Genomic DNA, 17,798 nt, shown 5'->3' on the forward strand with positions numbered 1-17,798 from the left:
AATGAACTTGCTAATGGTTCTAAACGTCTAACCGATGGACTAACTCGTCTTAGCGATGGTGGACAAAGACTTAACAACGGAATTAATGAACTTGCTAATGGTTCTAAACGTCTAACCGATGGACTAACTCGTCTTAGCGATGGTGGACAAAGACTTAACAATGGAATTAATGAACTTGCTAATGGTTCTAAACGTCTAACTGACGGTCTTTCTCACCTTAGTGAAGGTGGAGCTAAACTTGGTGATGGAGTATCTCAATTACAAAGTGGAGCTGGAAGATTATCAGGGGGTCTAAGTTCATTAAACGATAAAAAAGACGCGTTAATCTCTGGTGTAAATGAACTAACTGAAGGTTCTAATAAACTTACTATCGGTTTCGATACATTCAAAGCTAAAAGTATTATGCTTACTTCTGGTTTCAATTCTCTATACAACGGAAGCAAAGAATTCCAAGCTGGACTTTTAAAATATACTAACGGTGTTCTTACACTTAATGAAAAATTATTAGCTAAAAAAGATGATTTAGAAAAACTTAATGTCGGAAGTGCTACATTAAACAATGGAATCGATAGATTATCAGACGGTATTTCACAAATCAACTCTGGACTTGCAGCTAAAAAAGATGATCTTAATAGACTTACTGCGGGTGGGGTGGCATTAGGTGATGGAGTAGCTAAACTTTCTGAAAGTACTCCAAAACTTGTAGATGGAGCTGATAAGCTAAACATAGGGTTAAACGCACTAAACGATAACCTACCTAGCGATAGTGCTTTAGCAGCTAAGAAATCTAATCTAAACTCAACATTAGATAAACTTAAAGGATTAAAACTTACTTATAGAACTCATTTTAATCCACTTAACAGTGCTTTTGCAGAATTAGGTTCTCAATTAGAATCTATAAAAGCTCTCGTAGATCGTATAGAAACACAATCTACTACGACTACTACAACTACAACAGCGTCTGCTCCAGCTCCTGCAACTACTAACTTTGCAAACTTGGAGCAAACATTATCATCAATGCAATTAACACCTGAACAAAAAGCAAGTATCCTTGCTGCTGCTCGTAACGATGTTGCTGCTACACCAGCACCTGCTGCTCAACCAACTACTACTGTTCAAAATAGCAGCAGTAACAACAATAGCCAGATTAAAGCTGAACTTTCTTCAGCAGTATCTAGCGCAAACTCAAAATATTCAAGTATGAAATATCGTGTAGGAAGATTAAATTACATCCAAACTCAACTTGATAAATTCGATGTAAATACACTTTCTTCTCAACTTGAAGGAACAATTAGTGGTTTTTCTAGCATTAAAGACGCTGTCGGTAAACTTTCTGCTGGTAGTGGGCAATTAAAAGCTGGTTTAACTATAATGAACGAAAAAACACCTACCCTTATGGCAGGATTCAATCAATATAAAGGTGGAGTAGATGCTACAGTATCTTCTCTAACAACAGGGGACTTAGCAAATGGACTTAACCAACTTGCTAGTGCAACTCCAAAACTTAAAGATGGAGTAACAAACTACACTAACGGTGTAAGTGCCCTTACTACATCAATGACTACAGGTGAACTAGCACAAGGTGTTGGAACACTTGCAGCTAAAGGATCAGAACTACAAGCAGGATTCGATAAATTAGGTGGTGGTATCAGCATAATGCATGAGAAACTTCCTGAGTTAGCTGGTGGTATTGATGCTTTAGTTAATGGAAATGCAAAAATCAATGCAGGACTTAACAAACTACAAGCTAAACTTCCTGAATTAAGTATCGGTATTAAAGAACTTGATAACGGTGGTAAAAAATTATATCAAGGACTAACAGATATGAAAGCTAAAGCTCCGGAACTAATTAACGGACTTAACAGCGCTAAAGACGGGTCTGAAAAACTTTCTAACGGACTAGCCGTTATGCAAGCTAAAGCTCCGGAATTAATCAACGGGGTTAATGCTGCGAAAGTTGGATCTGAGAAACTTTCTAATGGTTTAGCTGCTATGCAAGCTAAAGCTCCTGAGTTAATTAACGGAGTTAATGCCGCGAAAGCTGGATCTGAAAAACTTTCTAATGGACTTGCTGCTATGCAAGCTAAAGCTCCGGAATTAATTAACGGGGTTAATACTGCTAAAGATGGATCTGAAAAACTTTCTAACGGACTTGCTGCTATGCAAGCTAAAGCTCCGGAATTAATTAATGGAGTTAATAGCGCCAAAGATGGAGCTAACAAACTTCACGGCGGACTTGTTGCTATGCAAGCTAAAGCTCCTGAGCTACTTAATGGACTTAACACTGCTAAAGCAGGTTCCGACAAACTTTACAGCGCTCTTACAATCATGCAAGCTAAAGCTCCTGAGTTAATCACAGGATTAGATAAAGCAAAAGATGGGTCTGGTTTATTAGCAGATAAACTTTCTAGCGGAGCTGATAAACTATCAGCAGCTAAAACTGGAGACAAAAACGTAGACATGATGTCTAACCCAATCAAAACTAATATTAGCGACATCTCAGAAGAAACTAGCTACGGAAACGCAATGGCTCCATTCTTCTTAGTATTCGGACTTCTAATCGCAGCTGCGGCATTTAACATCCTATTCCCAGCTCGTAAAGCGGAATACAGAGAATCAACAAATAGTCTATTCACTTCAAGACTTGCATCAATGTCTACATTCGCAGTATTAGCTACACTTATCGAAGTTGTAACGATGAAATTATTATTCGACTTTAGAATACAAAACTTCGGAATGTACTTCTTAGGATTAATACTTTCAGGTATCGTGTTTATGATAATAACTCACTTCTTATCATACACGTTCGGAAAAGTTGGGAATGCTATTAGTATCGGATTTGTAGCTCTACAATTCGTCCTAACTACACCACTATTCCCTAAAGAAATGTTACCATCTCTATATAGTGGATTAATTCCTTTCACACCTGTTTACTATGGTGACATGGCAGTTCGACACGCTGTTCTTGGTGGTTTAACTGATGGAATTTACAACAACTCTATATTAATCTTAGTTGTTTTAGGAATAATATTCTTAACTATTACTTACATCTCTTATAACAACAAGAATAATAAAGTTGCTGTAAATTTAGCAAAATAGTACAAAATAAATAAAAATGAGGGTGACTCAAAAAATCAAGATTTCAAAAAACGATTTCATCGAGTCACTCCCACAATTTATGGTTATATAATAAATTCGGGGCATGAAAAAATTCTAACCCCGAATTTCAATTTTTATATAAAAAGACAAATATCCAATATAATAAAAGTGTAAAAACTAATTAACTAAGAAAGGATATTGGTCGTGAATAATTTTATCACAAATTTACTATTAATAAAAAACGGTAAATGTCAATATCAAATTAGACAGAAAATTTTTCAGTAAAAATCTTAGGGATTAATAACACTTCCCCTCATTTTTTTGAAACAAATCAGCTTAATAGGCACGTAGAAAAAACAAATATCTTAGTCAAGGGTTTAAACAAAGTATCCCTTGACTAACGGTGGAGGTTTTTTCTATACTTTGCCTATGCTGATTGTTTTATTATCACTCTAGCTTCTTTATCAAAAGCTTCATTGGCTCTTTGATAACCTAGTATTTTTCTAGGGAGATTATTTATTCTATCTACTATATTCTCAATGTATTGTCTATTATAATCATCTATAGACGTACCTTTTGGTATAAACTGTCTTATTAATTTATTAAAATTCTCATTCTCGCCTCTTTCGAAGGCTGAATATAGGTGTGCGAAATATACTTCTACCACGTTTGAAAAGTATTTACTTAATGTTGAAAATTCAGATCCGTTATCTTCTGTTATAGATTTTATAATACCTTTTTGATATTCTTCCATTATTTTATTTAATACATATGTAACAGATTCACTGTCTTTAAAATCTATTAATACTACGATTCCTTTTCTTGTTTTTCTTTCTGTTAAGGTTAGTAAACATGTACTTTCTCCTTTTTTCATGTACTGTATCTATTTCAAAATGACCAAATTCTTCACGCTTATCAATATGGTTTGGTCTTTCATCTATACTAATACCTAAGATTTTTTTATTCTCCTTTGGGTTTGTTTTGCATTTTTCACGTCCCAATTTCTCTTTCAGATTTATATTTTTAACTTTAAGTCTACCTTCATCTATATAACGATAAAGCGTATTTACGCACACTACTTCTTCTTTTGTGAATAATCCCTCTATCAATGCTCATCCTATAACTACATCAGGTGATAGTTTATCTTCTAAAATCAATTTTTCTGCATATTCTATGAACTCTTTAACCTTGTTAAACTTTGATTTATTGCGACTATTCATTCTATTTGTTTCATACACACATTGATCGTAGACTGGGCTATACTCCTCTTTATATTTAACTTTACTATTAACCTTTTGTTTAGTTCTAACTGTTCCTCTTTTGATTTCATTGAGTACTGTTTGTGGTGATACTCCCAGTATTTTTACCATAGTTCGTTTTGGCACAAAAGGTAGCTTTTTCTTCTTGCATTTCTCAGCTTCTTTAATCAAGTTAAATAAAATTCTTCGCGTTGCGAATATTAGATGTTTACTTTCTTTGTATTTTCTTGTAAAATTAGTTTTAGTATTTCTACTTTACTCAAATTACATAGAGAGAATGATTTAAATATATTTCTAACACTTTCTTTACTTCTTTTAAGAAACAACTTTTTAGCTCTAAAATTTAACCTTTTTCAAATTTTTTATACCTTATATTGCTAATTTCTATATAAATTGTATAATTATAAAATATTGTAATATAATTACATAAATTTTAATTAAAGTTTATTTATAATGAATTAGAATTATTTATATTTTCTATAACGCGGACTTCTTTTATCCACAATAAAAAACAGAGAATTTCTAAAAAAACCTCCGTTTAATAATTAATCTATTATTTGTATATTTTCTCTAAAAATGTCTTTGTTATTAAATAGTAATTCATATATTCTAGCTACTTTAATATCTTGTTCAAAGTTCAAACTATTTTTACTATTCAAAAGTGGATGAAGAATGATTTTACCGTCTCTATTGATTTCTCTAATAACAGCTGCTCTATCCTTTTTCACAGCTAACACTCTAAAATTGTTAGTAGAAAAATATTTTTTATAATCTTCTTTCGTTGTATTAGTTAGTATATGAAGTAATACCCTTTGAATTTTTTTATTACTATATCTTTTCGTAGCAATTAATTTTACTAAATCACCATAACTTCCTGCTTTAATAGCTGCTTCGTAAATTCTATTTTCTAACCCCTCATTAATATCATAAATCTTTTCTATCTCTGATTTACCAAGAGATAATATCTTATATTTTAAATACGGAAATATCTCTGTTTCTGATGCTTTTTTTTCTTTTTTTAAATCTCTCAACATCTCATTCGAAAGATACTTTTCAATCTTTTCATCATCTATATTGTTTCTTATGGAAGTTGCACTAAGATGCACTTGATCTGACATCTCTGCGCTATTCAATCCTTGACCTTCTCTTTTTATCGGAATCATTTGAATTTCTAGTCCCGCTTCTCTAATAGCTTTGTAATAACTATATGCTAAACTGAAATTCGGATTATTATTCTCAAAACCATATAATCTACTATTAATTTTCGCGTGATTAAGACCTAATTTTAATAATTTTTTATATTCTTCTCTGCTTGCGTTTTGCTGTTTTGTGTAAATCTCCTCAAACATACTTACATCTTCATTTTCAGTTCCAAAGATTAAATGAGTTATTCCAGCACCAGACAATATCTCTATACTCTTTTTAGCGAAATCATCTCCATACGCAACACTACCCAAATAAGGTAGTGCTACAACTAAATCACAACCACACCTAACAGCTTCCTTAGCACGAATATAGCCATCTACAACAGCAACTTCTCCCCTCTGTGTAAAAAATTCACTCATCACACAAACAACTTCTCCGTTATTTCGATCCGCAATATCTCTTGCACATTCTATTAAATATCTATGTCCACTGTGTAACGGATTAAATTCTGCAACTATTCCTATCCTCATACTTCCACCTCACTTTTTACTATTTTTGTGAAAACATGGAAAATAGCGAGTCTTTTACTTAATACTTTTATACTAAGCAAGTCCCTCGCTTTCTTTTTCCTATTCTCTATTTTTATTATTTTCTGTATTTTCTGTCGGATTAGAGACTATCTTCTCTACGCTGTTATCTTCAAAAATATCTACAGTCCATCCTACTAGGCTTCCATCTTTCGCCGTTACCTTACTTATAGAAAATTGTCTAGGTCTTTTATCTCCTTCAGTTAACTTCTTAACCTCTTGTTTTCCAAAATCTAAAGCTTCTTTTTGGGAATTAAATACTTTACCAGTCGTACCAACACCTTCTGATTCTGATAGTTTTTTCCCTTTATAATCTTGTACTCTATTATTTTTTTGAGATACATTATCGCTATTTTTTATTATATTTTTTTCTTTGTTTTGTATAACTTTATTATTAGATTCGCTATCTTTATTTTCTGATTTTTGTTCTTCTTTTATCTCTGTAGACTGATTATTATCTTCATCACGATTGTTATCTTTACTATTTTTATCTTGTTCTATCTGTTCTTGTTTATTTTCACTTTGTGATGAATCTTTCTTCTGAACAGATTCCTCCTTACCAAAATAACTAATTGTTAAAAAAATAATAATCGCAATAATACAGGATAAACCGCTATATAGCATAATCTTAGTGGTTTTATTTTTTTTCATAATTTCTATATCCTCTTTCATACTTACTCTATATTATACCACTTATCATAGTATTTTGCTAAAATAAAAAGATATTTATTCTCTCTTTTTTACGCAAAAAACACAGTCTCTAGCATATTCCTAAAGACCGTGCTTTTAAATTCTAACCTTCTTTAATATTTACAACAAATTCACCTTTGTTATTTCTGTCTACAGTATAACTATAGTGTTTTTTATTTTCTTTTGCTAATCTAGCTATTTCATCATTAGCATATTTTTTAGCATCAGCTGAACTTCCATATGTTCCTTGTGATGATGTGTTACTAGAAGATGAACTATTATCTTTATTATCAGTGTTTGCTTCTTCTTTCTTAGAAGCAGTATTATTACTATTTGAAGCTGTGTTACTGTTACTAGTTGTTCTATTACTTACAGCTCTGTTATTATCACTTGACTTATTGCTTTCTGATTTAGAAGAGCTTGAAGATGATGAACTATTGCCATCATTAGAATCTTTACTTTCTCTATATTTCTCCTCATCACTTTTCTCTTTTGATTTAGACTTAGAGTCATCTTTGTCTTTAGTTTTTGATGAAGATACATCTGTAGTATCATTATCCTTTTTCTTACTTAAACTATCTCCACCTGTAAAATAACTTATCCCTATGAATAACGCACTACATAAGAATATAGCTAATACTATACCCCATAATACTTTCAACAATCTATTATCTTTCATTATATTCCCCTCCTTCGTTATTAATATATTATAATACTATTTTTAGCAGATTTCCACTATTTTTTTATTATAATCTATTCAAATTAAATTTTACTTAAAACTTTCTCTAAAAATAATTATTAATCAAAAAAATTATTTTTGACAAACTATAACTAATTAATTCGTTATATATAGTGTCAGAGGCCAAAGACAAATAATAAACAATTACAAAGGAGATTTGAAAATGAAAATATTAAAAAAAGTTTTACATTTAAACTATAGCGAAGAGAAAAACCAAAAACAAGTTGGTAAAAGTTATAACTTTGAGGTTGCTACAAACGCTGAAGATAACACTTTAAAAGAAGTAGGAGAAGAATTAAAAAAACTTATCGATAAAAATATCGATACTATTACTACTAACACTAAAGAATCACTATAATTTAGGAGGAAACACATATCATGGAGAAAAAATTAAATATTTATTTTAATACGGAGAATAAAAAAACTTATCACATCGCTTTATCACATCCAAAAGAAAACTTAAGTAAAGATACTGTTGAGGCTGTTGCTCAAAAAATTGTTGATACAAAAGTATTTAACAACGAAAAACATACCCTTACAGGTTTCAAAAAAGCTACTTACGTTACACGTGAAGCAAGCGAACTTCAATAATAGAAGGGAGGGAGGTGCGGTTAATTCCGCACCTTTTTTTATGGATATATTAAATTTCATTAATACTGTAGGTTTTCCTATTTTTGTTGCAGTATTCTTTTTATTAAAATTAGACAATACTCTACAAAATATAGGAAAAAATTTAAATGAACTTACTCGTATTATCGAAACAAAATTAAATCTAGATATTAGCAATAAATAATACTAACAAAAGGGAGTAAATATTATGACAAGTCAACAAACAATGGTAAATTGGGCTAAAGATAATGTATATAAATGGATTGATATGGATGGTATGTATGGTGCACAGTGCGTCGATCTTACTATGGCCTATGTAAAAAACTTTGCAAACTTTCAAATATACGGTAACGCTATAGATTATCTAACTAACTCTATACCTCCTGGGTGGAAAAGATACTATAAAGGGGAGGCAGAAATAGCTCCTGGAGATATAGCAATCTGGCATTGGGGAAGTTGGGATAAATATGGACATGTAGGAATAGTCATTGAGGTAAACGGTAGTACTATTACCTCTGTAGAACAAAATGTTGATGGTACTCCAGAACGTGGAGGTATCGCTCGTATCATGAACCGTGATGATACTTATCTAGTTGGATTCATAAGACCTAGCTATGATTCTAGTGAAGAATGGACTAGAATCTCCGAAAATGGGCAGTTCATAGTAGAGGTTCCTTCAATAAATGTCAGAGTTAAACCAAGCAAACTAGGGAAAATCGTTAGCGTCTATCACAAAGGCGAACGAGTCTTTTATGATAGCTATGTAATTAAAGAAGGATTTGTTTGGATTAGTTATGTCTCATATTCGGGCGAACGCCACTATATGGCTATTGGAACTCATAACGGTTCGCAACGAACTAGCTGTTGGGGAGATTTTGAGTAGTGACGACTAATTTGCTATACTAAGAGAAACTAATCAAAAATCCTGTAACTAAGCAAATCAAACCAATTAAAATAACTTATCAAAAAAATTGGGGGTGACTCAAAAATCATGATTTCAAAAAAAACAAGATTTTGTCGAGTCATCCCCGAAAATCTTATTATATGTATTAAAATCTTTCACAGAACGAAGATAAATATCAATAACCCTCTATGTCTATGAATCCGTATATAACGGATTTTTAAACTAACCTTTTCAGCTACTTCTCTTATAAATTATATCTATTAAAGCCCTAATTATTATCAACGCACTTTTCCCCTTAAATTTAGAATATTTATCATCAATTAGACCTTTTTTCTTCTATCCTATAAAATTATCAAGCCAAAATATCTTTTATGTTATAATATTAACAAATAATCTCTTAATGAATATTTCAGAAAAATATCCTTTGACAAATAAATCATTTCAACACATTTTTCATTATTAAAACTGTAATTACAACCATTCTCCTACTAAAGAACAAATCTTTAAACTACGATTATTGCAATATATATATTGCAAACTACTAAATTTTTTCGTATAATATAGCTAAACTTTATGCTGAAAGGTGAAAAATTTATGCGTAACATAGAACAATATAAAAATACAATATATACAATAAGAAAACTCAGCGTAGGGACCGCTTCTATCGCTATCGCTTCTATAATGTTTTTAGGAGGAAATGCTTTAGCCAGCGAAGATAACAACACCACTAGAGATAATAGCGTTACCGTCACTCCTGCTAATAATTCTCCACAAGCCGATAACATTTCATCGGCAACACCCAATGATGAAAAGTCAGCGTCGGATGTTCACGATAATACAGACTTGAAGAATAATACGAACGAACAAACTACTAACGCCGTTACCAACAACAATGAGCTAACGACATCGAAAGAAAAATCAGAAAATACTAGAACTAACATCGATAATACAACATCAGCATCTAACTCTGAACAGCCGGCTGATAGTTCTAACACACATAAACCTAGAAGAAAAAGAGACACTTCCTCTCAACCAGAAAACAATAACGAAACCAAAACTCTTCATAATATTTCGGAAAAAACAAACAAGAATCCTATCCAAGGTAAAGAATTTAACGGAGAATATGGATTTTATCTTACAGCAAATGATAAAAATGGAAAAAAATATTCATCTACATATGGAGGATACTCTTTTCTTAATCTAGATAATCTAGATCCCGAGTCAATCCGTGGTCACTTCGTCCTAAAAAACGGAGATAAAGATATTAATTCAAATATAATCTTAACACTACCTAATTATTTTAAAAATGGTACTGCAAATCTAGTATTTGACAAAGAAAACATTGATTCTAAAGATGGTATTGCTGTTAAGAGTAAATTAGGAGAAGATTATTCTGGACAAATGAGATACGGTAATGCTAATGGTGAATATCGACCACTAGCAGACTATCTTCAAACTTATGGCAACGCTGCTTTTGGAGAACAATTAAGAGCTATTCGTTTAGAGAGTGGCTCTATAAAAGCTAACGACGAAGTTACTTTCAACTTTAAACTTAAACTACTTAAACCAAGTACCGAGATTAACCGTGACCTTAATACATTTTCTATCTATAATTTCATTAACGGACACAACGGTTATGTTACCGATAATCTAAATCTAGCTATGATTCATCACTCTGATATTAATACAGGTGAGCACATCGGTAAATATGTTTATCCTGTTTATCGTAAAGAGGTTGATGTTGATGGAGGTTCTAATTGGGTTTATGTACCTGAACTACAAGAACTTATACCTACATCAAACGAAATATTTAGATTCGGAAGAAAAGATAATAATACTAGGCCTGAGTCATCAATCCAAGCCGAAGAAGATGCAAAAGGATTCTATGTCGTTAAATCACAAGATCCAGATTTAGTACCTTATCCTAATTTAAGCCCTTACTACTTCCTTCTATTGGATAAAGCACAAAAAAACATTTCTAAACACGGGTATTCTGTCAATCCAGATCGTATTGATGCAAACTTTTACATCTACGGAGGTCGCAATGGAATAAAAATAGAAAATAATGGCAGCGTTGACTCTGATAGAGAAGCTTTAGCTAAAGAAGGAGCAAAATTTCTTCACTTCCAAGTAGTGCCATCAATATTACTAAAAGAAAAGCAAATTTTTACAGCATCTCCTGATGGTGGCAGCTGGGATCCTAAAACCCTGGTAACACAATTTACAGATCCACGCACTGTTAAATGGCTAGTTTCAGAAGATGATTCACGCCAATTAGATAAAAATAAACTTAATTTGAAAATAACTAACGTTACACCCGGCGTTCCAGCGACGACTGTTTCTGAGGTGTCACTAGCGAAACCTGGAAAATATAAAATTGAATATAGTTATAATTTTGGAACTACTGAAAAACCACTATCAATATCGAATACAGGTTATGTTGATGTTGTTTCTGACTATCAACAAGTTAATATCCGCGTACTAGATGACACAACAAATACAACTTTATCTGATGGAAAAGTCTACTCTGGAAAATCTAATGAAGTTCTTAATGAAACAACTAAAGAAAACATGAAAACTTCTTTAGATAATATCAAAAAAACTTACCTTGATAAAGGATATAAATTGGTTTCTGAACCTCTATTACCTTCAAAATTAGACGATACAGAGAACTTTTCAGCAAACACTGATAACAACATACAATATGTTGATGTACACCTAGTTCACGATACTCGTGTCGAAACAGAATATAAAGAATCAAAACAAATAATCCACTATAGTGGGGCTGGAGATAAAACTCCCGTTGATAAAGTCACTACCGATGATAAGACGTTTTCTCGTGAAGTCACTTATGATAAGGTAACTAACAAAGTCATAGGTTCCCCTACTGCATGGAGTGGAGCAAAAACATATTCCGCTGTAACGACTCCTGTTATTAAAGGGTACTCTTCTGATAAAGCCGAAGCTGGTTTTGGGCAAGTTATTCCAGATAATCCTACGATAGAAGTAACAGTTTCTTACTCTAGAATCCCAGAGACTGTCTCTAAAGTTAGTAAAACTGTTTCTAGAATTATTAATGTGACTTATCCTGACGGTAAAATGGAAACTATTACTCAAACTGTGACTTTCACTAGAGATAAGACTGTTAACTCTGAAACTGATGCGGTTACTTTTGGTGCTTGGAGCAAAGATGGTAAGCATACTTTTGAGACTTTTTCTCCTAAGGATATCAAGGGATTCTCTCCTTCTGGGGCTGTAGACGCTGTTGTCGTATCTCCTGACAGTGAAGATATATTTATAAATATTACCTACCACAAAACACCTGATGTTATAAATCCTGATAACAATAATAACAACAATAACAATAACAAAAACAATAACAATAATAAAAACCCAGGAAACCTAAATAAAGTTATCGATAGTAAATCCCAAACTACTCCAAAAGTTAAAATCCTAGCCAAAACAGGTATAAATTATAACAATACCGAGTTGCTAATAACTTTATTATTTGAGTTACTTATATTAATGGTAATTCTCTTCCCAAGAAAAATAAAATAATTCAAAAAATGGAGATGACTCAGAAATCACGATTTTGAAAAAGCAAGATTTTGGCGAGCTCGCAGTATAAAAACAACTTATCAAAAAATGGGAGTGACTCAAAAATCGTGATTTCGGAGAAATGATATGTGCCCCTTTTACTGGACAATCCAGTGAAAGGGGTGTTTTTTATGCGTTATAATTATGAATTTAAAATAAAATGTGTTGAGTTGTATGAAAGAGGAGAATATCTAGATACACCTAATGGAATAACCACTAGAAAATTTAGAGATACTATTAGGAAATGGAAAAGAATGGTCGATTCATTAGACGTAGGCGTCTTAAGACATAAAACGAAAAATAAGAAGTTGAAAATGATAAAATAAGAATGTATAGTTTTGACAAAATAAAAATGTATTAGGCTATAATACTGCATATAATAAAGAAAGAGAGAAATATATGTTGGAGTTATACTAAAAAAGTAGACACAGAAAGGAAGTGTTTAAAACGGCAAAAAATGTCTACGATGAAGATTTTAAAAGATTAATTGTTAGTCTATACCAAAATAGTAAGACTCAAACACAACTAAGTAAAGATTATGGTATTTCTTTAAGTGCCATTAATAAATGGGTGAAACAGTATTCTGAGATTAAAACTGAAGATGGCGATGTGTTTACCGCTAAACAAATAAAAGAACTTCAAAAACGAAACGCTCAATTAGAAGAAGAAAATCAAATTTTAAAAAAGGCGATTGCCATCTTCACGCCACACTCAAACAAAGATTAAACGCTATTTTCACCCTTAGAAATCAACATAATATTAAACTTTTATGCAAAGTATTCAATGTTAATAGAAGCACATACTATAAATATATCTCAAATGATTTACCTCCTAAAATTGAAGAAAATCAAATGATTTCTAGAGTTATTTTAAAAATTCATGGAAACTAAGATAAGCGACTTGGTGCATATAAAATAACTCATATTTTGGAACGTGATTATGGTATTAAAGTTAGTGTTGGAAGAGTATATCGATTAATTCAAAAATTAAATCTCCCTACTATGTCTACTTCTAAACCTTTTATCAAAGCGAGTAAAAAAAACTGTGAGGATACTAAGTTATGTAACCACTTAAAACAAGAATTTAATCCTCCTAAGCCTAATATGGTTTGGGCTAACGATTTTACTTATATAAAAGTAAATGGTGTTTGGTTTTATTTGTGTATAATTATGGATTTATTTTCTAGAAAAATTATATCGTGGAATATTTCCAATAAAGCTGATTCTAACCTTATTATGAGCACATTTAATGACGCTTATAATAAAAGAAATTGTCCTACTGGTCTTATGTTTCATTCTGACCGTGGTACTCAGTATACAGCAGCCCCCTTTAGAAAACTCCTGGATAAATTTAACGTAGTTTAATCTTTTTCTAAAAAAGGATATCCTTTCAATAATACTTGTTGTGAGTCTTTCTTTAAATATTTAAAGAAAGAGGAGTTGAATAGGAAAAATCATCACTCAATTGGAGAATTAAAACTTTCTTTATTTGAGTATATTGAGGGATTTTATAATCTTAAAAGACCACATTATTCATTAGGTTTTATGACTTCTAACGAGAAAGAATTAGCATTTTATAAACATTAAAAATTTATTTTACACTGAACCTCTATCGGTGTGATTCTTAATGTAGGAAAAGTGGCACTGCCACATTTTCCTCACAGGATATCACACCTACTTCTCAATATAAAACAAATTCCACTTAAATTCTTAACTAATTTTCGTATTTTCGTATCTATTTACTTGACTATAGTCCATACCAGATGTAGTAATAGGAAGAGCATTGGCAATGGGAATATTTACAAAAGAAGAAGTATTGTGCGTAAATACGCTATATCGTTATATAGATGAAGGTAGACTTAAAGTTAAAAATATAAATCTGAAAGAGGAAGTAGAACGAAAAAAACGTAAAACAAAGCCAAAAGAGAATAAAAAGATCTTAGGTATTAGTATAGATGAAAGAATATCCAAAAGGTATTATAAAATCTATAACAACAGATAACGGATCTGAATTTTCAATATTAAGTGAATACTTCTCAAACGTGGTAGAAGTATATTTCGCTTACCCATATTCAGCCTTTGAAAGAGGTGGAAATGAGAACTTTAATAAATTGATAAGACAGTTTATACCCAAAGGAACGTCTATAGATGATTATGATAGACAATACGTTGAGAATATAGTAGATAGAATAAATAATCTCCCTAGGAAAATACTAGGTTATTAAAGAGCCAATGAAGCTTTTGATAAGGAAGCTAGAACGATAATATATATGTTTATAGTGAAAATAATAAAATATTTTCTATCTATAATTCCCTATCAACATATATATTATACAGCCGAAAATTTCCAAATTAAAAAGCGATTGGAAAATTCCAATCACTTTTTATTACATTTCTTTTAATTATTTAACTCGGATGTATACTGCTCCACCAGCTACGTTTGCAGAGTTAAGTACTGTTTGATTACCTAACCATCCACCGTGAACTGCTTGACCGTTACCAGCATAAACTGCGATGTGAGCCATTCCTAATCCACCATTTGCATAGTAGATTAAATCTCCAGGTTGAGCTTGTGATGCTGGAACTACAGTCCCTAAACTCATGTATCCTATTGGCCAATCGTGGAAGTTAATTCCTACTGCTTTAAGAGCATTTGTTACTAGCATTGTACAGTCTTGGTATCTACCTAATTGAGCTAATGCTGCTTGGTAAATTGCTGCTCCTTTGTTTGAAGAAGCCACTTGAGTAGTTGCCACTGCAACTGGAGCCACTGGTTTTGCTGCTACACTTGGTGCTGCTGTTGCTACTGTTGTTTCTTTCTTAACTTCTGCTTTTGGCGCTGCTGCTGGAGTTTCTTTTTTAACTTCTACTTTTGGTGTAGCTACTGCTGTTACTGCTGGTTTGGCAGGCACAGTTTGAACTGGGTCTACTTTAGCTACTGTTTTTTCTGTAGTGTTTTCTACTACAGTTGCTTTAGCTACTGTTACTTCAGCTTTAGCTGCTGCATTTTCACTTACTTTTAATACTGTTCCAACATAAATTAAGTTAGGATTGTCAATGTTGTTTAATTTAACAAGTTGATCTACTGAAACACCAAATCTATTAGAGATTTTTCCTAAAGTATCTCCTAATACTACTGTGTAGTAACCTTCTTCTTTAGCTTGAGCTACTTGAGCTACTGTTGTATTGTAAGTTAATTTATCCCCAGGGAAAATTAATGAACTTGTTAAGTTGTTATCTTGCATAAGTTGATCAACAGTTGTTCCGTTGTTGATTGCGATATCCCAAAGAGTATCACCTTTTTTTACTGTATATGTATCTGCATCAGCGATTTGTGATAAACCAACACCTACTGTTGATACGATTGCCGTAGCGGCTACTAATTTTTGTAATTTACTCATCTATTCTAATCTCCTTAAAATTAAGTTCGAGTCAAGCGACTCATTTTCTACTAAGTTCTATTTAAATTTCTGTTTTCTAATTTTACATTTTTAATTTCTAACGTCTTAACTTCACTTCGAATCACTTCGATTGATTTATAAACTTGACGTAATATCATTATATATTGAATACACTCGTTTTTCAATACCTGTAACAGTTTTGTAACAATAACGATAACTCTCTGTTACATTATATTATACTCGTAACATTCCCTTTGATTGCAAGCAATTTAATTGCATTTAAAACGTTTTTATAATATAGTAAATCTGTAATTTTAAATTTAATTTTCAGGGAGGTTATATGACAGATTTTAATACAGCTAGTTCTGCCTTAAAGATGGGCCTTGTCTTTTTAGAAGGACTTTTATCTTTTCTTTCTCCTTGCGTAATACCTATATTGCCAATCTATATCGGTATTCTTGCTGGAAAAAAAGAAATGAATGAACACGGAGAACTAGTCTTTAATAAACGTAACACTATTACAAATACACTATCATTCGTACTTGGTATTTGTTCAACTTTCTTCATCCTAGCTTTTGCAACTAGTTTTATCAGTATTTTCTTAAACGAAAATATTAAAACTTTACAAATTGTTAGTGGTGTCTTAATTATTTTTATGGGACTATTACAACTAGGCATCTTCAAGATAGGATTTTTAAAACAAGAATTTTCAATAAAAAATAAAGTTAAGAGAAAAGGAAATAAAACTACTCCTATTCTTGCTTTTCTAATGGGATTCACCTTTAGCTTTTCTTGGACTCCATGTATTGGACCAATCTTAGCTAGTGTTTTCTTATATGCATCTAGTCACACTGGAATAATGAGTGTTCTTCTAATTCTTGCTTATTGCTTAGGATTTATCTTACCATTCATCCTTGTAGCATTCTTCGCTTCAAAATTATTAGACCTATTCAAAAAACATACAAACATTCTAAAATATACACAAGTTATCTCAGGAATCATCCTTATTTTAATAGGTATACTAATCCTAAGTGGATCATTTATCGCATTAACTAGATATTTCGCTTAAACTTGTAACTTGAATTGGAGGAAATTAATATGAAAAAATTGACAATACTTAGCGCAACTCTTCTTAGTAGTGCTCTTATTTTAAGTGCATGCTCAAGTTCTTCTGAAAAGAAAGAAGAGACAAATAAACAAACTTCTACATCTTCATCTAGTGAAACTAAAGCTACTCAAGCTTTTGATTTTACAGCAATGGATAAAGATGAAAAAACTGTAAAACTTAGTGATTTTAAAGGTAAAAAAGTCTATATTAACATGTGGGCAAGCTGGTGTGGACCTTGTATGAGAGAAATTCCAGAATTAGAAAAAGTTTATCAAAAATATAAAGATAATAAAGATATCGTCTTTCTATCAATGACTTCACCTAATGATGCGGAATTTAAAAACCAAAGTCCACAAGATAAAAGTAAAGATGTAATTCTTAAAAAAGCAAAAGAACTTGGTGCAACTTATCCTGTTCTTTTCGATGTTAACGATCGCTTCATCATAAACTACGCAATTCGTTCATTCCCTACCCACATTTTAATTAATAGTGATGGTACTTTTGAAACTAGAATTGCTGGGGCTGTTACTGAAGAATCACTAACAAAAGAAATAGAAAAACTTAAATAATAAAAATATCCGAATCTAATTTATTTATACACATCTATAGATTAATTTTCTATAAGACCATGTAATTATTAGATTCGGATTTTATTTTATA

General features: G+C 31.6%; 19 protein-coding genes and 3 pseudogenes. 15 read left to right on the plus strand and 7 right to left on the minus strand.

Annotated features, from left to right (window positions below; translation table 11 throughout):
• A partial coding sequence (locus tag JX287_RS00280) for a YhgE/Pip family protein (RefSeq protein WP_204641246.1) occupies positions 1-3,099 on the plus strand: 3,099 nt, incomplete at its 5' end.
• A gap of 427 nt (positions 3,100-3,526) precedes the next feature.
• Here the strand turns inward: JX287_RS00280 and JX287_RS00285 are convergent.
• The 6 genes from JX287_RS00285 to JX287_RS00310 form a co-directional block, all read right to left on the minus strand.
• Positions 3,527-3,973 (minus strand): IS30 family transposase, encoded by a 447-nt coding sequence (locus JX287_RS00285; RefSeq protein WP_204641247.1) that lies wholly within the window; start codon positions 3,971-3,973, stop codon positions 3,527-3,529.
• Positions 3,891-4,208 (minus strand): hypothetical protein, encoded by a 318-nt coding sequence (locus JX287_RS00290; protein WP_204641248.1) that lies wholly within the window; start codon positions 4,206-4,208, stop codon positions 3,891-3,893. Before JX287_RS00290 ends, JX287_RS00285 begins: the two co-directional genes overlap by 83 nt.
• A gap of 3 nt (positions 4,209-4,211) precedes the next feature.
• On the minus strand, positions 4,212-4,469 hold the full coding sequence (locus tag JX287_RS00295; protein ID WP_204641249.1) for a hypothetical protein: 258 nt from the start codon (positions 4,467-4,469) through the stop codon (positions 4,212-4,214).
• Positions 4,470-4,903: 434 nt separating this feature from the next.
• The gene (locus JX287_RS00300; protein WP_204641250.1) at positions 4,904-6,034 is read right to left on the minus strand and encodes a tRNA(Met) cytidine acetate ligase; all 1,131 of its coding nucleotides are present in this window, start codon (positions 6,032-6,034) and stop codon (positions 4,904-4,906) included.
• A gap of 99 nt (positions 6,035-6,133) precedes the next feature.
• Entirely contained in the window at positions 6,134-6,742 is a 609-nt protein-coding gene (locus JX287_RS00305) for a sarcalumenin (RefSeq protein WP_239650291.1), read from the minus strand.
• A 142-nt stretch (positions 6,743-6,884) separates the two neighbouring features.
• Positions 6,885-7,460 carry a hypothetical protein gene (locus tag JX287_RS00310; protein ID WP_204641252.1) on the minus strand — a complete coding sequence of 192 codons (576 nt, stop codon included), beginning with the start codon at positions 7,458-7,460 and terminating at the stop codon, positions 6,885-6,887.
• 223 nt (positions 7,461-7,683) lie between these two features.
• Here JX287_RS00310 and JX287_RS00315 point away from each other — a divergent pair, with 223 nt between their 5' ends.
• The 12 genes and pseudogenes from JX287_RS00315 to JX287_RS09095 all read left to right on the plus strand — a co-directional run bounded on the left by JX287_RS00315 (position 7,684) and on the right by JX287_RS09095 (position 14,854).
• Positions 7,684-7,878 carry a hypothetical protein gene (locus tag JX287_RS00315; RefSeq protein ID WP_204641253.1) on the plus strand — a complete coding sequence of 65 codons (195 nt, stop codon included), beginning with the start codon at positions 7,684-7,686 and terminating at the stop codon, positions 7,876-7,878.
• Positions 7,879-7,898: 20 nt separating this feature from the next.
• Positions 7,899-8,111 carry a DUF2922 domain-containing protein gene (locus JX287_RS00320; RefSeq protein WP_204641254.1) on the plus strand — a complete coding sequence of 71 codons (213 nt, stop codon included), beginning with the start codon at positions 7,899-7,901 and terminating at the stop codon, positions 8,109-8,111.
• A 40-nt stretch (positions 8,112-8,151) separates the two neighbouring features.
• Positions 8,152-8,313, plus strand: coding sequence for a YvrJ family protein (locus JX287_RS00325; protein WP_155801239.1), 162 nt, complete (start codon positions 8,152-8,154; stop codon positions 8,311-8,313).
• Between the two features lie 24 nt (positions 8,314-8,337).
• The gene (locus JX287_RS00330) at positions 8,338-9,012 is read left to right on the plus strand and encodes a CHAP domain-containing protein (RefSeq protein WP_204641255.1); all 675 of its coding nucleotides are present in this window, start codon (positions 8,338-8,340) and stop codon (positions 9,010-9,012) included.
• A 615-nt stretch (positions 9,013-9,627) separates the two neighbouring features.
• Positions 9,628-9,735: pseudogene (locus JX287_RS09075) on the plus strand (YSIRK-type signal peptide-containing protein); the annotation flags it as partial.
• A gap of 2,049 nt (positions 9,736-11,784) precedes the next feature.
• Positions 11,785-12,591 (plus strand): annotated as a pseudogene (locus tag JX287_RS09080) (mucin-binding protein); the annotation flags it as partial.
• 170 nt (positions 12,592-12,761) lie between these two features.
• Positions 12,762-12,956 (plus strand): hypothetical protein, encoded by a 195-nt coding sequence (locus JX287_RS00340; protein WP_239650292.1) that lies wholly within the window; start codon positions 12,762-12,764, stop codon positions 12,954-12,956.
• Positions 12,957-13,068: 112 nt separating this feature from the next.
• A complete protein-coding gene (locus JX287_RS00345) occupies positions 13,069-13,356 on the plus strand; it encodes a transposase (RefSeq protein WP_204641257.1) in 288 nt (95 codons plus the stop codon).
• A gap of 200 nt (positions 13,357-13,556) precedes the next feature.
• Positions 13,557-13,994: a DDE-type integrase/transposase/recombinase gene (locus JX287_RS00350; protein WP_204641258.1), complete on the plus strand. Its 438-nt coding sequence runs from the start codon at positions 13,557-13,559 to the stop codon at positions 13,992-13,994.
• A 15-nt stretch (positions 13,995-14,009) separates the two neighbouring features.
• Positions 14,010-14,216 (plus strand): annotated as a pseudogene (locus JX287_RS09085) (IS3 family transposase); the annotation flags it as partial.
• A gap of 202 nt (positions 14,217-14,418) precedes the next feature.
• On the plus strand, positions 14,419-14,631 hold the full coding sequence (locus JX287_RS09090) for a hypothetical protein (RefSeq protein WP_204641259.1): 213 nt from the start codon (positions 14,419-14,421) through the stop codon (positions 14,629-14,631).
• Entirely contained in the window at positions 14,585-14,854 is a 270-nt protein-coding gene (locus JX287_RS09095; RefSeq protein WP_204641260.1) for an IS30 family transposase, read from the plus strand. The genes JX287_RS09090 and JX287_RS09095 overlap by 47 nt, the downstream gene beginning before the upstream one ends.
• 177 nt (positions 14,855-15,031) lie before the next feature.
• Here the strand turns inward: JX287_RS09095 and JX287_RS00370 are convergent, their stop codons facing one another.
• The gene (locus tag JX287_RS00370) at positions 15,032-16,030 is read right to left on the minus strand and encodes a LysM peptidoglycan-binding domain-containing protein (protein WP_204641261.1); all 999 of its coding nucleotides are present in this window, start codon (positions 16,028-16,030) and stop codon (positions 15,032-15,034) included.
• Positions 16,031-16,370: 340 nt separating this feature from the next.
• Here JX287_RS00370 and JX287_RS00375 point away from each other — a divergent pair, with 340 nt between their 5' ends.
• Together JX287_RS00375 and JX287_RS00380 are read left to right on the plus strand one after the other, a co-directional pair.
• Entirely contained in the window at positions 16,371-17,099 is a 729-nt protein-coding gene (locus tag JX287_RS00375; RefSeq protein WP_204641262.1) for a cytochrome c biogenesis CcdA family protein, read from the plus strand.
• Between the two features lie 29 nt (positions 17,100-17,128).
• Positions 17,129-17,707 carry a TlpA family protein disulfide reductase gene (locus tag JX287_RS00380; RefSeq protein ID WP_204641263.1) on the plus strand — a complete coding sequence of 193 codons (579 nt, stop codon included), beginning with the start codon at positions 17,129-17,131 and terminating at the stop codon, positions 17,705-17,707.
• The last annotated feature ends 91 nt before the right edge of the window (positions 17,708-17,798 follow it).

The organism is Gemella haemolysans (assembly GCF_901873445.1).
In the GTDB taxonomy this organism is placed as follows: Bacteria; Bacillota; Bacilli; order Staphylococcales; family Gemellaceae; genus Gemella; species Gemella haemolysans_C.

Bases quoted from the DNA above. Each gene is read 5' to 3' on its own strand.
- JX287_RS00285 (WP_204641247.1), bottom strand. From the start codon at position 3,973: ATGAAAAAAGGAGAAAGTACATGTTTACTAACCTTAACAGAAAGAAAA.
- JX287_RS00295 (WP_204641249.1), bottom strand. From the start codon at position 4,469: ATGGTAAAAATACTGGGAGTATCACCACAAACAGTACTCAATGAAATC.
- JX287_RS00300 (WP_204641250.1), bottom strand. From the start codon at position 6,034: ATGAGGATAGGAATAGTTGCAGAATTTAATCCGTTACACAGTGGACAT.
- JX287_RS00305 (WP_239650291.1), bottom strand. From the start codon at position 6,742: ATGAAAAAAAATAAAACCACTAAGATTATGCTATATAGCGGTTTATCC.
- JX287_RS00310 (WP_204641252.1), bottom strand. From the start codon at position 7,460: ATGAAAGATAATAGATTGTTGAAAGTATTATGGGGTATAGTATTAGCT.
- JX287_RS00315 (WP_204641253.1), top strand. From the start codon at position 7,684: ATGAAAATATTAAAAAAAGTTTTACATTTAAACTATAGCGAAGAGAAA.
- JX287_RS00320 (WP_204641254.1), top strand. From the start codon at position 7,899: ATGGAGAAAAAATTAAATATTTATTTTAATACGGAGAATAAAAAAACT.
- JX287_RS00325 (WP_155801239.1), top strand. From the start codon at position 8,152: ATGGATATATTAAATTTCATTAATACTGTAGGTTTTCCTATTTTTGTT.
- JX287_RS00330 (WP_204641255.1), top strand. From the start codon at position 8,338: ATGACAAGTCAACAAACAATGGTAAATTGGGCTAAAGATAATGTATAT.
- JX287_RS00340 (WP_239650292.1), top strand. From the start codon at position 12,762: ATGCGTTATAATTATGAATTTAAAATAAAATGTGTTGAGTTGTATGAA.
- JX287_RS09090 (WP_204641259.1), top strand. From the start codon at position 14,419: ATGGGAATATTTACAAAAGAAGAAGTATTGTGCGTAAATACGCTATAT.
- JX287_RS09095 (WP_204641260.1), top strand. From the start codon at position 14,585: ATGAAAGAATATCCAAAAGGTATTATAAAATCTATAACAACAGATAAC.
- JX287_RS00370 (WP_204641261.1), bottom strand. From the start codon at position 16,030: ATGAGTAAATTACAAAAATTAGTAGCCGCTACGGCAATCGTATCAACA.
- JX287_RS00375 (WP_204641262.1), top strand. From the start codon at position 16,371: ATGACAGATTTTAATACAGCTAGTTCTGCCTTAAAGATGGGCCTTGTC.
- JX287_RS00380 (WP_204641263.1), top strand. From the start codon at position 17,129: ATGAAAAAATTGACAATACTTAGCGCAACTCTTCTTAGTAGTGCTCTT.